The sequence below is a fragment of the Streptomyces sp. FIT100 genome (assembly GCF_024584805.1).
GTDB lineage: Bacteria > Actinomycetota > Actinomycetes > Streptomycetales > Streptomycetaceae > Streptomyces.
In genome coordinates this window covers 2,431,897-2,446,750 of the sequence record NZ_CP075715.1, presented here as the reverse complement: position 1 = coordinate 2,446,750, position 14,854 = coordinate 2,431,897, and the positions used below count along the sequence as shown (strand labels likewise).

General features: G+C 72.0%; 9 protein-coding genes and 2 pseudogenes. 4 read left to right on the top strand and 7 right to left on the bottom strand.

The window, feature by feature from the left end; translation table 11 throughout:
* The first annotated feature begins 32 nt into the window (after positions 1-32).
* From dusB to KK483_RS10630, 3 genes are all read left to right on the top strand, one after another.
* Complete coding sequence (gene dusB / locus KK483_RS10640) at positions 33-1,211, top strand: tRNA dihydrouridine synthase DusB (protein WP_399013840.1); 1,179 nt, start codon at positions 33-35, stop codon at positions 1,209-1,211.
* A 491-nt stretch (positions 1,212-1,702) separates the two neighbouring features.
* Entirely contained in the window at positions 1,703-4,411 is a 2,709-nt protein-coding gene (gene ppdK / locus KK483_RS10635; RefSeq protein WP_262004981.1) for a pyruvate, phosphate dikinase, read from the top strand.
* Positions 4,412-4,971: 560 nt separating this feature from the next.
* A complete protein-coding gene (locus KK483_RS10630; protein ID WP_262004980.1) occupies positions 4,972-6,012 on the top strand; it encodes a winged helix-turn-helix domain-containing protein in 1,041 nt (346 codons plus the stop codon).
* Here the strand turns inward: KK483_RS10630 and KK483_RS10625 are convergent.
* Entirely contained in the window at positions 5,978-7,138 is a 1,161-nt protein-coding gene (locus tag KK483_RS10625) for a PhoX family protein (protein ID WP_262004979.1), read from the bottom strand. The genes KK483_RS10630 and KK483_RS10625 overlap by 35 nt on opposite strands.
* Before the next feature lie 511 nt (positions 7,139-7,649).
* On the opposite strand from KK483_RS10625, the gene KK483_RS10620 reads away from it, so the two are divergent.
* On the top strand, positions 7,650-8,057 hold the full coding sequence (locus tag KK483_RS10620) for a VOC family protein (RefSeq protein ID WP_262004978.1): 408 nt from the start codon (positions 7,650-7,652) through the stop codon (positions 8,055-8,057).
* Positions 8,058-8,076: 19 nt separating this feature from the next.
* Here KK483_RS10620 and KK483_RS10615 read toward each other — a convergent pair whose 3' ends face one another.
* The 6 genes and pseudogenes from KK483_RS10615 to KK483_RS10590 form a co-directional block, all read right to left on the bottom strand.
* A complete protein-coding gene (locus tag KK483_RS10615) occupies positions 8,077-9,024 on the bottom strand; it encodes an oxidoreductase (RefSeq protein ID WP_262004977.1) in 948 nt (315 codons plus the stop codon).
* A gap of 181 nt (positions 9,025-9,205) precedes the next feature.
* Positions 9,206-9,733 carry a DinB family protein gene (locus tag KK483_RS10610; protein WP_262004976.1) on the bottom strand — a complete coding sequence of 176 codons (528 nt, stop codon included), beginning with the start codon at positions 9,731-9,733 and terminating at the stop codon, positions 9,206-9,208.
* 43 nt (positions 9,734-9,776) lie between these two features.
* Positions 9,777-10,124 (bottom strand): nitrite reductase small subunit NirD, encoded by a 348-nt coding sequence (gene nirD, locus KK483_RS10605; RefSeq protein ID WP_262004975.1) that lies wholly within the window; start codon positions 10,122-10,124, stop codon positions 9,777-9,779.
* Positions 10,121-12,667 (bottom strand): nitrite reductase large subunit NirB, encoded by a 2,547-nt coding sequence (nirB, locus tag KK483_RS10600; protein WP_262004974.1) that lies wholly within the window; start codon positions 12,665-12,667, stop codon positions 10,121-10,123. Before nirB ends, nirD begins: the two co-directional genes overlap by 4 nt.
* Position 12,668: 1 nt before the next feature.
* Positions 12,669-12,977, bottom strand: a pseudogene (locus KK483_RS10595) (NAD(P)/FAD-dependent oxidoreductase); the annotation flags it as partial.
* 801 nt (positions 12,978-13,778) lie between these two features.
* Positions 13,779-14,702, bottom strand: a pseudogene (locus tag KK483_RS10590) (NAD(P)/FAD-dependent oxidoreductase); the annotation flags it as partial.
* Positions 14,703-14,854: the final 152 nt, after the last annotated feature.

The window sequence follows — 14,854 nt, the reverse complement described above, 5'->3', positions numbered from 1 at the left end:
ATCCATAGTACGTCTAACTAATGAGTGAGGGAATGCGCGACAATGGGCCAATGACCACGCTCGCCCAGACCGCCGCGCCCGCGGCCCCCGCGCTGTCCATCGGCCCGTACGCCGTGCAGCCCCCCGTGGTGCTCGCCCCCATGGCCGGTATCACGAACGCGCCGTTCCGCACCCTCTGCCGGGAGTTCAGCGGAGGGAAGGGGCTGTTCGTCAGCGAGATGATCACGACGCGGGCGCTGGTCGAGCGCAACGAGAAGACGATGCAGCTCATCCACTTCGACGCGAGTGAGACGCCGCGCTCGATCCAGCTGTACGGAGTGGACCCGGTGACCGTCGGCAAGGCCGTCCGCATGATCGTCGACGAGGATCTGGCCGACCACATCGACCTGAACTTCGGCTGCCCGGTGCCGAAGGTGACCCGCAAGGGCGGCGGTTCGGCGCTCCCGTACAAGCGGAATCTGCTGCGGGCGATCCTGAACGAGGCCGTCGGCAACGCCGGGGACCTGCCGGTGACGATGAAGATGCGCAAGGGCATCGACGACGACCACATCACCTACCTGGACGCGGGCCGTATCGCGGTCGACGAGGGGGTGACCGCGATCGCACTGCACGGCCGTACGGCGGCGCAGCACTACGGGGGCACGGCCGACTGGGAGGCGATCGCCCGGCTCAAGGAGCACGTGCCCGAGATCCCGGTGCTCGGCAACGGCGACATCTGGTCGGCGGGGGACGCGCTGCGGATGGTGCGCGAGACGGGCTGTGACGGTGTGGTCGTGGGGCGCGGTTGTCTGGGGCGTCCGTGGCTCTTCGGGGATCTGGTCGCGGCGTTCGAGGGCGGTGACGCCTTTGCGCGGCCGTCGCTGCGCGAGGTCGCGGAGGTCATGGTGCGCCATGCCCAGTTGCTGGGGGAGTGGATCGGGGACGAGTCCCGTGGGGTGATCGACTTCCGTAAGCATGTGGCCTGGTACCTGAAGGGGTTCGCGGTCGGCTCGGAGATGCGCAAGCGGCTGGCCGTGACGTCGTCGCTGGACGAGTTGCGCGCTCAGCTGGGCGGGCTTGAGCTGGACCAGCCGTGGCCGGCGGGTGCGGACGGGCCGCGTGGGCGTACGTCCGGGAACAACCGGGTCGTGCTGCCGGACGGCTGGCTGAAGGACCCCTACGACTGTGCGGGTGTGAGTGAGGATGCGGAGCTGGACACTTCGGGCGGCTGATCCGATGGCTGTTCCGAGGGCTCATCCGGCGACTGAGCGGTCGGCTGTTCCGACGGCTGTTCCGACGGCTGTTCCGGCGGCCGACCCGGTGCCTGAGCAGGCTGTGAAAGGTTCCGGATGCCTGGATTCGGACGCCAGGAGCGGCGTGATTCTCGCCACCCTTGATAAGGGTTGCGCTCAGATGAGCATATACAAAGCGGTTGCGACTTAAGAAGGGGTGGCACTGAGTGCCACCCTTTCTGCCTTCAATAGTTGAACTCAAGTGCCTTGGAAGGCGCTCATCTGAGCGTGTAGTCTCCGCTTTGGGTCAAGCGCTGTTCGAGTGGTGAAGGTGTCCGGATGGGCGCCTTAACGCATCGGTAACCTGCGATCTGCTGGCGGACGGGTGGTTACGACCGAATGACGGACGAGTAGACGTACCCAGGCGCCTTCGATCTGGGTATGTTCCTCGCCGTCAGGGCAGCCACCGAGTCCTCGAGGAGTCGAGACCCGTGTCGGAAAACAAAGATCAGAAGTTCGTCTACGACTTCACCGAGGGCAACAGGGACCTCAAGGACCTCCTCGGTGGCAAGGGCGCGAACCTCGCCGAGATGACCAACCTCGGTCTGCCCGTCCCCCCGGGCTTCACCATCACCACCGAGGCGTGCAAGGTCTACCTCGGCAGCGGCGAGGAGCCCGCGGCACTGCGTGACGAGGTGAGTGCGCACCTCGACGCGCTGGAGCAGCGCATGGGCAAGAAGCTCGGCCAGGCCGACAACCCGCTGCTCGTGTCCGTACGCTCCGGCGCCAAGTTCTCCATGCCGGGCATGATGGACACCGTCCTGAACATCGGCCTCTCCGACGCCTCCGTGGAGGGCCTGGCCAAGCAGGCCGGCGACGAGCGGTTCGCCTGGGACTCCTACCGCCGGCTCATCCAGATGTTCGGCAAGACCGTCCTCGGCGTCGACGGGGAGCTCTTCGAGGACGCGCTGGAAGCCGCCAAGCATGCCAAGAAGGTCACCGTCGACACCGACCTCGACGCCGCCGACCTGAAGAAGCTGGTCAAGGCGTTCAAGAAGACGGTCAAGACCGAGACCGGCCGCGACTTCCCGCAGGAGCCGCGCGAGCAGATGGACCTCGCCGTCCGCGCCGTCTTCGACTCCTGGAACGGCGACCGCGCCAAGCTCTACCGCCGCCAGGAGCGCATCCCCGGCGACCTCGGCACCGCGGTCAACATCTGCTCCATGGTCTTCGGCAACCTCGGCCCCGACTCCGGCACCGGCGTCGCCTTCACCCGCGACCCCGCCTCGGGCCACCAGGGCGTCTACGGTGACTACCTGCAGAACGCGCAGGGCGAGGACGTCGTCGCCGGCATCCGCAACACCGTGGCCCTCGCCGAGCTGGAGCGGATCGACAAGAAGTCGTACGACCAGCTCATGCAGATCATGGAGACCCTCGAAACGCACTACAAGGACCTGTGCGACATCGAGTTCACCATCGAGCGCGGCCAGCTGTGGATGCTCCAGACCCGTGTCGGCAAGCGCACCGCCGGCGCCGCCTTCCGGATCGCGACCCAGCTCGTCGACCAGGGCCTGATCGACGAGGCCGAGGCGCTCCAGCGTGTCACCGGTGCGCAGCTCGCGCAGCTGATGTTCCCCCGCTTCGACGAGAACGCCAAGGTCGAGAAGATCGGCCGCGGCATCGCCGCGTCGCCCGGTGCGGCGGTCGGCAAGGCCGTCTTCGACTCGTACACGGCCGTCAAGTGGTCGCGCTCCGGCGAGAAGGTCATTCTGATCCGCCGTGAGACCAACCCCGACGACCTCGACGGCATGATCGCGGCCGAGGGCATCCTGACCTCGCGCGGCGGCAAGACGTCCCACGCGGCCGTGGTCGCCCGCGGCATGGGCAAGACCTGTGTCTGCGGCGCCGAGGAGCTGGAGGTCGACACCAAGCGGCGCCGGATGACGGTGAACGGCACCGTGGTCGAGGAGGGCGACGTCGTCTCGATCGACGGCTCCACCGGCAAGGTGTACCTCGGTGAGGTCCCGGTCGTGCCGTCCCCCGTCGTCGAGTACTTCGAGGGCCGGATGCACGCGGGCGCCGACGACGCCGACGAGCTGGTCGCCGCCGTGCACCGGATCATGGCGTACGCGGACCGGGTGCGCCGTCTGCGCGTACGGGCCAACGCCGACAACGCCGAGGACGCGCTGCGCGCCCGCCGCTTCGGGGCGCAGGGCATCGGCCTGTGCCGCACCGAGCACATGTTCCTCGGCGAGCGGCGCGAGATGGTCGAGAAGCTGATCCTCGCCGACACCGACGAGGAGCGGGAGGAGGCGCTGAAGGCCCTGCTTCCGCTGCAGAAGAAGGACTTCGTCGAGCTCTTCGAGGCGATGGACGGGCTGCCGGTGACCGTGCGGCTGCTCGACCCGCCGCTGCACGAGTTCCTGCCGGACATCACCGAGCTGTCGGTGCGCGTCGCGCTCGCCGAGGCCCGCAAGGACCACAACGAGAACGACCTGCGCCTGCTGCAGGCCGTGCACCGGCTGCACGAGCAGAACCCGATGCTGGGTCTGCGCGGTGTCCGCCTCGGGCTCGTCATCCCCGGTCTGTTCACCATGCAGGTACGGGCGATCGCGGAGGCCGCGGCCGAGCGCAAGAACGCCAAGGGCGACCCGCGCGCCGAGATCATGATCCCGCTCGTCGGCACCGTCCAGGAGCTGGAGATCGTCCGCGAGGAGGCCGAGGAGGTCATCGCCGAGGTCGAGGCGAGGACGGGCGTCGAGCTGAAGCTCGCGCTGGGCACGATGATCGAGCTGCCGCGGGCCGCGCTGACCGCCGGTCAGATCGCCGAGGCCGCCGAGTTCTTCTCCTTCGGTACGAACGACCTCACCCAGACCGTGTGGGGTTTCAGCCGGGACGACGTGGAGGCCAGCTTCTTCACGGCGTACCTGGAGAAGGGCATCTTCGGCGTCTCCCCGTTCGAGACCATCGACAAGGACGGCGTCGGCTCGCTCGTCCGTAACGCCGTCGAGGCCGGCCGGGCCACCCGCCCGGACCTGAAGCTCGGCGTCTGCGGTGAGCACGGCGGCGACCCCGAGTCGGTGCACTTCTTCCACGAGGTGGGCCTGGACTACGTGTCCTGCTCGCCCTTCCGGATCCCGGTGGCGCGACTGGAGGCGGGCCGCGCGGCGGCGCAGCCCTCCGGGAGCGACAGCCGCTGATCCACGGGGCTCGCGGCGGGGCGGTCTTTTCGGCCGCCCCGCGCAAGGCTCCGGGGCCGTCGGTGGTCCCCGACCCTCACCGACCGGCCGGCGGCCCCGGTTCACCAAGAGACGAGCGGGACGGGCACCTTGTGCGGAGGTGCCTGTCCCGCTCGTTTCCTTTGGCGTCCGCGCTGTTCGCCGCCGGTCCGCTCTTCGGCATCCGCTGTTGAACGACGGACCAGTAACCGGATTGCCGGAAGATGGATTTCCGCCATTCGTTGAGCAAAGAACAGGCGGGGCGCGGACGGCGGATCCCCACCCGCCGGCCGCGCCCCATTACCGATGTCGGACACGGAGCCGCAACCTCCGCCGACCGCCGCCGGGCGTGGAAAGCCCCCCACGGTCTTTGCCTCGCCCCTCGGTACCCGAAGGTTTCGTGCCCGACGTCGTACAGCTTTTCGGTTCGCTGCCATCCTCCGCACTGCGTTTCAAGTGTGGCCGAAACTCCGTGGTGACGTGCTGTGATGGCGTGCATACTCGATGGCTGGGACGATTGCGGATGCAACAGTGGGGGTTCTGTGCTGCGAATCCATTTCACCGGCGAGGACCTTGCGAAGGTACGGACGGCGGCAAGGCCGGACGCTTTGTGGGAGACGATTCTGAGCTTTCACCGATTGCGGGATCGCCGTGGCGCCACGGTCTACGGGGAATGGCGCAGCGAAACCCGCGCCCGGTTGAACGGTGAAACACGTCTGCTGGCCGCGCTCGTGCCGCCGCGCGGCTATTTCCCCGACTTCCTCACCCCGCCCGAGGGGCTGCACGGCCTCGACGAGGGCCTCGAAGCGGTGCGTGCGACTCCGGTGCGGCGGCTGCGCGAGGAGCTCGCCCTGCTCGCCTCGGACCGCCCGCACACCGGCCTGCCCGCCCGGCTCGCCGGGCTGGAGGACGGCGCCGCCGAGTCCATGAGCCGGCTCGTCGGGGCGCTGCGCGGCTACCACCGGGCCGCCGTGGAGCCGTACTGGCCGCAGATCCAGGCCGCCGTGGAGGCCGACCGGGCCGCCCGCGGGCGGGCGCTGCTCGACGGCGGCGCGGGCGAACTGCTGGCCTCGCTGCCGCCGATGCTGCGCTGGTGCGCACCCGTCCTGGAAGCGGACTACCCCGCCGACCGGGACGTGCGGCTTCAGGGGCGCGGGCTGCTGCTCCAGCCGTCGTACTTCTGCCGCGGCACGGCCGTGGTCCGGCGGGACCCCGAGCTGCCGCCCGTGCTGGTCTATCCCGTCACGCACGCGTGCGGCCGGTCTGCCGCCGACACCGAGCGGGAGCGGGTCCGGCTCGGCCGGCTGGTCGGCCACACCCGCTCGGCCGTCCTGCTGTCCATCGGCAACGGCTGTACGACGAGCGAACTGGCCCGCAGGGCCGGGGTCTCGCTGGCCTCCGCCAGTCAGCACGCGTGCGTGCTGCGGGAGGCCGGACTGGTGGTCACGCTGCGCAACGGCAACGCGGTGCTGCACACGATGACCCCGCTGGGCACCGCCCTGCTCAGGGGCGGCGCCCAGCGGGACCGGGATCGTGAGCCCGTGGCGCTTATGCGCGGAACGGTCCCGTCACCTCGTAGGTGATGCCGCCGGACGAACCGCCGCTCGTGCCGCGCTGGCTGGAGAAGTACAGCCGCTTCCCGTCCGGCGAGAAGGCCGGTCCGGTGATCTCGGACCCGGACTGGCCGCTGATCCGCAGGAACGGCGCGATGACGTCGTCCGGGGTGATGACGCAGATCTCCATGTTGCCGCCGTCCTCGGCGACGAACAGGTCGCCGGAGGAGGAGCCGGTGACGTTGTCGACGCCGGTGAGCGGGGCCGAGCCGCCGGTCACCAGCGAGTCGTCGTACGCCAGCTCGTACGTGCTCGACGCCAGGTTGAGCTGCCAGAGGCGGTTGTCGCCCTTGGTGGTGAACCAGACCGTGTCGTTGGCGTAGTGGCAGCCCTCGCCGCCGTTGAAGGTCTTCGCCCCGGACACCTGGCTGCGGGTCACGGTCGGCGAGCCGTCCGGGTCGGGGACGTTCGCCCAGCTGAAGGAGCCGGAGGTGGCGGTCCCGGCGACCAGCACCTGGAGGGTGCCGGCGGACAGGTTGCCCCAGGTGGTGGGGATGAAGCGGTAGAGGCAGCCGTTGGTCTCGTCCTCGGTGAGGTAGACGACCTTGCGCACCGGGTCGGCGGCCGCGGCCTCGTGCTTGAAGCGGCCCATGGCGTCCCGGCGGACCGCCGCGTTCACGCCCCACGGGTCGGTCTCGTAGACGTAGCCGAGGCTGACCTCCTCGCAGGAGAGCCAGGTGTTCCACGGGGTCTTGCCGCCCGCGCAGTTGGTGCGGGTGCCCGAGAGGATCCGGTACGCGCCGGTGACCGCGCCCGTCGAGGAGAACTTGACCGCGCTCGCGCCGCCGGACGGGTTGATCTCCGAGTTGGAGACGTAGATCCAGCCGCTGCCGTCGGTGAAACAGGCGCCGCCGTCGGGCGCGCTGTGCCAGGTGTACGAGGTGCCGGGCACCGCCTGCCCGGACCGGGCGATCACCCGGCTGGTGAACCCGGCGGGCAGCAGGATGCCGTTCGCATCGGCGGCGGCGAGCGCCCCGTAGGGACCGGTGCCGGGCTGGGCGGGCGCCGCGGTGGCGGCGCCCTGCCACAGCGTGCCGCCGAACGCGGCGGCGGACGTACCGATGACGGCTCCGCGCAGGAAGCTGCGTCGTTCCACTGTCACTCACTCCAGGGGGTGGTCGTGACTGCCCCGCGGCGCCGGGCGGCGGACGGGGTCGCGCGCCAACGGACCCTAGAAGTACGGAATTGACATGGCATCAACAGGCGGTGAAGCGGAGACATCCGCCGGACCGAGAGCAGCCGGAAGCAGGGGCGAAGATCAGCCGGAGGCCGGTCCGAGAGCAGCCGGAAGCCGGTCCGGTGGCGGCGGGAGGCCGGTCCGAGAGCAGCCGGAAGCCGGTCCGGTGGCGGCGGGAGGCCGGTCCGAGAGCAGCCGGAAGCCGGTCCGGTGGCGGCGGGAGGCCGGTCCGAGAGCAGCCGGAAGCCGGTCCGGTGGCGGCGGGAAGCCGGTCCGAGAGCAGCCGGAAGCCGGTCCGGTGGCGGCGGGAAGCCGGTCCGAGAGCAGCGGGAAAAAGCTGCCGGGCGGGCGATGAGTTCGGCGCGGTGCCATCGTCTACCCCATGAAGCCGGCACCACGGCACCCGACGACACGAGAGAAGAGAACCGCGATGTCCCAGATGATCTTTGTGAACCTGCCGGTGAAGGACCTCGACACCACCAAGGCGTTCTGGAAGACCCTCGGCTACTCCTTCAACGAACAGTTCAGCGACGACCGCACCGCCTCTCTGGTCATCAGCGACACCATCGTCGCGATGCTCCTCACCGAGCCCCGCTTCAAGGAGTTCACGAAGAGAGACATCGCCGACCCGGTCACGGCCAACGAGGTGCTCCTCGGCCTCAGCGCCGAGAGCCGCGAGAAGGTCGACGAGCTGGTCGACGCGGCGCTCGCGGCCGGCGGGTCGCCGGCGCTGGAGACCCAGGACCACGGCTTCATGTACGGCCGGTCCTTCCAGGACCCCGACGGCCACACCTGGGAGATCGTCTGGATGGACCCGAAGGTCATCGAGGCCCAGTAGGGCCACGCGGCCGGGCGGGTCACCGCCGGAGCGCTTCGTACACCACCCCGGTGAGCTGCTCGGACGCCGTCCACAGCCGCTCGGCGGTCGCGTCGTCCCGCGTCCGCCCGGCCCGCCAGGAGGGGGCGGGCGCGCCCCGCAGGCCCTGGATCCTCGGCCCGGTGAACGAGTCGGGCCGTACGTCCGGCGCGGTCGCCGCGTACAGCGTCGGCAGCGCACCCGTCTCGGCCGGCTGGGCGATGAGCCGGTTGCCGAGCTCGGCGAGCCGCTCGGCCGTGCGGCGGCCCTCCATCCGCGCACTCGCGCCCTGGAGGTTGGTCGCCGCGTACCCGGGGTGCGCGGCGGCCGAGACGACGTCCGAGCCCGCGGCCCCCAGGCGCCGCGCCAGCTCGTGCACGAACAGCAGGTTCGCCGTCTTGGAGCGCCCGTAGGCCACCCAACGGCGGTAGCGGCGCTCGCTGTTGAGGTCGCCCATGTCGATGTCGGCGATCGCGTGCATCCCGCTGGACACGGTCACGACACGCGCGCCGGGCGTGTTCAGGAGCTTCGCCAGCAGCAGTCCGGTGAGGGCGAAGTGCCCCAGGTGGTTGACCCCGAACTGGGTCTCGAAGCCGTCGGCGGTCTTCCCGTACGGCAGCGCCATCACACCGGCGTTGTTGATGAGCAGGTCCAGCGTCGCGGATTCGTACGACTCCGCGAACCGCCGCACGGAGGCGAGGTCGGCGAGGTCCAGCGGCCGGAACTCCGCGTCCGCGCCGGGGACCTGCTGCCGGACGAGCTCCTCGGCCTCCTTGCCGCGGGCCTCGCTGCGGCAGGCGAGGACGACGCGCGCGCCGCGGCGGGCCAGCTCGCGGGCGGTGACGAGGCCGATCCCGCTGTTCGCCCCGGTGACCACGGCGGTGCGTCCGCTCTGGTCGGGGATGTCGCGCGTGGTCCAGCCGGTCCTCTTCGGGGACGTCGTCGCCATGCGGTGCTCCTCCGGTACTCACGGGTCACGGGGCCACGGGGTCACACGCCACGGGTGCTCGTCGGCGGCCGGGCACGTCGGCGTACGCAGGCGTTACGCAGGCGTACGCCCGACCGTACGCCTGCGTACCGTCGGGCGTGCGGTCAGGGTCGGCTCCGGCGGCCGGACGGCCGGCCGCCGGTCAGTAGTAGCCCTTCTCGCCGTCGAGCAGTTCGCGGATCGTGTCCATGTGCCCCGCGTGACGGGCGGTCTCCTCGACCATGTGGAGCACCATCCAGCGCAGCGAGGCCGCGGCCGACGTGAAGTCCGGATGCCGGCCCGCCTCGTCCAGCGAGTGCGCCGCGATGATCTCGTCCGACACCGCGCACTGCCGCTCGTACTCCTCCAGCAGCCGCGCGAGCGGAACGCCCTCGACCATCATGTCGAGGTCCTCCGGCCCGTCGCCCCGCCGGCCGGCGAACTGCGGGCCGTCCGCGGGCCTGCCGAGGAAGAGCACCTCGAACCAGCACTGCTCGGTCCAGCGCAGATGGGAGACGATCCCCGCCATCGTCATCAGCGGCGACCCCGGCAGCACGGACCGGTGCGCGTCCGCATCGGACAGCCCTTCGCACTTGTAGTGGACGATCGCACGCTGCATGTCGAACCAGCCGACGAGCTGCGTCCGCTCGTCGGACACGAACGGAGGGCGTGTGCGGGAGGGAGGCGTCATGCCCGCCGACGCTACCGGCGGCCGCGGCCCCGCCGCGCGGGATTTACGCGGGGACCGGCACCGTGCGGCGGACCGCGTACACGCCCACCGCCACCGACGCGTCGTCCAGGCACCGGCCCGTCTCCAGGTCGAACCGCTGCTTCAGCAGCGGCGACGCGACGAACGCCCGGCCGTCGGCGGAGCCGAGCAGGCCCCGGGAGAGGACCTGGGCGCCGGTGAACGGATCGCGGTTGTCGATCGCGTACGGCCGCCCCGCGCGGTCCAGGAAGACGGCGGCCTGGCGGCCGTCGGGCAGCAGGGCCGCCATGCCGCGGCCCGGGGTCAGCCGGGAGGTCTCGCAGACGGTGAACCAGGCGCCGTCCAGCTCCAGTTGGATCGTCTGCATCGTCATTGGGGGAGGGTCCCTTCCAGGGTCAGGACGGTCAGGTCCGGCTTGATCTGGTCCCGCTCGGGGACGAACTTCACCGACGGGTCCGGCGCGTCCGGTGCGTTGACGAACGACACGAAGCGGCGCAGCCGGTCCGGATCGTCCAGCGTCGCGGCCCACTCGTCGCGGTAGCCCGCCACATGCCCGGCCATCAGCGCCTCCAGCTCGCCGCACAGCCCGAGCGAGTCGTGCACGACCACGTCCCGCAGATGGTCGAGCCCGCCCTCCAGGCGCTCCAGCCAGACCGAGGTGCGCTCCAGCCGGTCCGCGGTGCGGATGTAGAACATGAGGAACCGGTCGATGAGCCGCACCAGTTCGGCGTCCGACAGGTCCTGGGCGAGCAGGTCCGCGTGGCGCGGTGTGGCGCCGCCGTTGCCGCCGACGTACAGGTTCCAGCCGCCGGCCGTCGCGATCACGCCGAAGTCCTTCGACTGGGCCTCGGCGCACTCGCGCGCACAGCCCGATACCGCCGACTTCAGCTTGTGCGGCGCCCGCAGACCCCGGTAGCGCAGCTCCAGGTCGATCGCCATGCGGACGCTGTCCTGCACCCCGTAGCGGCACCAGGTCTGCCCCACGCACGACTTGACCGTGCGCAGCGCCTTGCCGTACGCGTGCCCCGACTCGAAACCCGCGTCGACCAGCCGCGTCCAGATCGCCGGGAGCTGCTCCACGCGCGCTCCGAACATGTCGATCCGCTGGCCGCCCGTGATCTTCGTGTAGAGGCCGAAGTCGCGGGCCACCTCCCCGATCACGATCAGCTTGTCCGGTGTGATCTCGCCGCCCGGGATGCGCGGCACGATCGAGTACGAGCCGTTGCGCTGGAGGTTGGCGAGGAAGTGGTCGTTGGTGTCCTGGAGCGCCGCCTGCTCGCCGTCCAGGATGTAGCCGCCGCCGAGGGAGGCCAGGATCGACGCGACCGCCGGCTTGCAGACCTCGCAGCCGTCGCCGCCGCGCGCGTCCTCGCGGCCGTGCGAGTCGAGCAGCTTCGCGTACGAGGCCGGCCGCAGGGTGCGGACGATCTCGTACAGCTCACTGCGCGTGTACGGAAAGCAGCCGCACAGGCCCGCGTCCCCGGACTGCGGCAGCAGCTGGCCGATCAGCTTGACGCAACTGCCGCAGCCCGTACCGGCCTTGGTGCACTTCTTCACCTCGGGGAGGGAGGTGTGCTCGCAGATCTCGCCCTTGGTGACGTTGTGGCAGGAGCAGATGACGGCGTCGCCGGGGAGCGCCGAGGGGCCGAGCGCGGCGGGCGCGCCGACGCCGGCGGGCAGCACCAGCTGCTCCGGCGGGACGGGCGGGACGGAGCCGGTCAGCGGGCGGAGCATGCCGTACGCATCGGCCTCGCCGACCAGGACGCCGCCGAGGAGGGTGCCGTCCCGGCCGACGACCAGCTTCTTGTAGACACCCGAGCGGGAGTCGGAGTAGACGACGTCGAGGCAGCCGTCGGCCGCGCCGTGCGCGTCGCCGAAGGACGCCACGTCCACGCCGAGCAGTTTCAGCTTCGTCGACAGGTCGGCTCCGGTGAAGGAGGCTTCGGCGTGCTCGTCGGCGAGGAGGTCCGCGACGGTCCTCGCCATCTCGTAGCCGGGCGCGACGAGTCCGTACACCCGGCCGTCCGACGCGAGCGCGCACTCGCCGATCGCGTACACGTCCGGGTCCGACGTGCGGCACCGCTCGTCGATGACGACGCCGCCGCGTTCGCCCACCGCGAGGCCCATGTCGCGGGCGAGCCGGTCCCGGGGGCGGACGCCGGCCGAGAAGACGACCAGGTCGGTGGCGAGGGTGGAGCCGTCGGACAGGTTCATCCCGGTGACGGCGGAGCCGGTGGTGACGATCTCCTGGGTGCCGACGCCCGTGTGCACGGTCAGACCCATGGACTCGATCGTGCGCAGCAGCGCCGCGCCGCCGCCCTCGTCGACCTGGACCGGCATCAGCCGTGGCGCGAACTCCACGATGTGGGTGTCAAGTCCGAGCCCCTTGAGGGCGCCCGCCGCCTCCAGACCGAGCAGACCCCCGCCGACGACGGCGCCGGTGCGGGCGGTCTTCGCGTACTCCTCGATCGCGAGGAGGTCCTCGATCGTGCGGTACACGAAGCAGCCGTCGGCGTCCCGGCCCGGGACCGGTGGCACGAAGGGGTACGAGCCGGTGGCGAGCACGAGCGTGTCGTACGTGAAGGTCCGCCCCGCGCGCGAGGTGACCGTGCGGGCGGCGCGGTCGACGCGCTCGGCCGGGTCGTCGAGATGCAGCTCGATGCCGTGCCGGGCCATGAAGCCGTCCTCGACGAGGGAGAGCTCGTCGGGGGTGCGGCCCGAGAAGTACGAGGTGAGCTGCACCCGGTCGTACGCCGGGCGCGGCTCCTCGCTCAGTACGACGACCCGGGCGCGGCCGGTGACACCCCGCTCCGCGAGGGCCTCCAGGAAGCGCTGGCCGACCATCCCGTGGCCGACGAGCACGATCGTGGGGGTGACCGTGGGGGTGATCGCCGGGGTGTCCGTGGGGGTGGGCATGTCACGAGCCTCCGTTGGTGGTGAGCAGATGGAGCAGGGGGGCGGCGGGAACCGGCTCGTCGCCCTCCCAGGCGCGGGCGAGCGTGCCGACGGCGTCGAGATCCCCGAGGAGCACACCCCCCACGAGCCGGTCGCCACGGACGACGACCTTCCGGTACGCGCCCCGGGTCGCGTCGGCGAGCTGCACGACGTCGTCCCCGGGTAGCGGGGTGGGCTCCCCGAACGCGGCGATGTCGAAGCTGCCGCTGCCGGAGAGTGTGAGGCGGGTGAGCGCACGCGTGCCGGTGTACCGGGGACCCGCCGGGCCCCCGACCCCGACCCCGACCCCGGCCGCGGGCTCGGCCCCGGCCACAGGCGCCGCCTCACCGGCCCCGGCCGCGGTCTCGGCTGCGGTCCCGGGTTCGGTCTCGGGTTCGGTCTCGGGCTTGGCCTTGGGCTGGGTCGCGGGCTCGGTCCCGGCCTCAGCGTCGGCCTCGGGCGGGGTCCTGGGCTGGGTCCCGGCCACGGGCGCCGCCTCACCGGCCCCGGCCGCGGTCTCGGCTGCGGTCCCGGGCTCGGCCCCGGGCGGGGTCCCGGCCGCGGTCCCGGTCGCGGGCTCGGTCCCGGTCTCGGTGTCGGCCCCGGGCGGGGTCCCGGGCTCGGGTTCGGCCTGGGTGCCGGAGGCCAGAGGGGGGACGGTCGGTTGTCCGGGTGCCGGTAGGGGCGCCGCCTCGCCGGTCCCGGTCCCGGCCGGGGGCCCGGACTTCCGTGCGGGCAGGGGGACTTCGGAGTGGTCCGGTACCGAGGGGGCGGTGGGTGTGGCCGCCGTCGGGCGCCGGACGGGCCGGGCGGGTGCGGCGCCGGGAGGCGTGCGGGGCGGGACCGGCGCGGAGCGTGTGCCGTCCGTCGCCGTCCGGGGCTCGGAAGGTCGGCCGGGCGAACCGCCCGTGCCAGAGGCCGTCGTGGGTCGTCCGGCGGAGGGGGAACGCGCGCCGCCGGTCGTCCGGTGGCCGGAGGGCCGGCCGGGTGCGGCGTAGTCCGTCGTCGTGGGCTCCGCCGTCGTCCGGTGCCCGGCCGCGGCCTCCGGCAGGGGCTCCCGAGGGAGCCCTGCCATCGAGTGAGTCGTCGAGTGCGCCGTCAGGATCGCCGTCAGCGCGTCCGCCTGTTCCAGGGCTGCCGTGGCCACGCCGTAGACCGTGCCCGCGTGTTCCGCGCAGTCGCCGATGGCGTGGATGCGGGGGTCCGACGTGCGCAGCTCGTCGTCGACCACGATGCCCTGGTGGACCTCAAGGCCCGCGGCCGTCGCCAGGCCCGTGCGGGGGCGCACCCCGCAGGCGAGGACCACGCAGTCCGCGTCGAGGACGAAGCCGTCGGCGAGTTCGACGCCCGAGACCGCGCCCGTGGTGCCGTCGTGGCGCAGGCCCCGGGCGCGGCACTCCGTGTGGACCTCCACGCCGAGATCCTCCAGGTGGCGCCGGACCAGCGCGCCCGCCGCCGGGTCGAGGTGGCGGTCCATCAGGGCGGCGCCCTGGTGCACCAGGACCACGTCCGCGCCGCGCTCCGCCAGTGCGCGGGCCGCCGAGACGCCGAGCAGGCCGCCGCCGATCACGACGGCACGGGTGCCGGCGCGCGCCGTGGCCGCGAGCGCCAGGCAGTCGTCGAGGGTGCGGAAGGGGTGGACCCCGTCCGGGAGCCGCCCGCCCGCCACCTTCACCCCGCGCAGCGGGGGCAGCACCGGGTTCGAGCCCGTCGCCAGGACCAGCCGGTCGTAGCCCACCGCCGTACCGTCCGCGCAGTGCACCGTCCGCGCCGCCCGGTCGATCCGCACCGCCCGCACCCCGCGCCGCACCGCGCCCCGGCCGGCCGGCAGCGGCGGAAGGGCGATGACCTCGGGCCCGTACCGCCCGGCCAGGACCTCGGCGAGCAGCACCCTGTTGTACGGGGCGTACGGCTCCTCGCCGAGCAGCGTGACCTCGCACACCGGCGCGAGCCCGCGCGCCAGCCGCGCCCCCGCCATCCCGGCGCCGATCACGACGATCCTCGAATCCGAACCCATGGACACAGCCTGCGGCGCCGCTGTTACCCGGCGGCATCCCGGTCGTTTCCCCCGCGGAACACTGCCCTCAGCACGCCCCCGCCCCGCCTGTGAGGGCAGTCCGCGCTCCGGCGTTCCAGCCACTGGCTTAATCCGTGGTCAGCGCTTCCTCA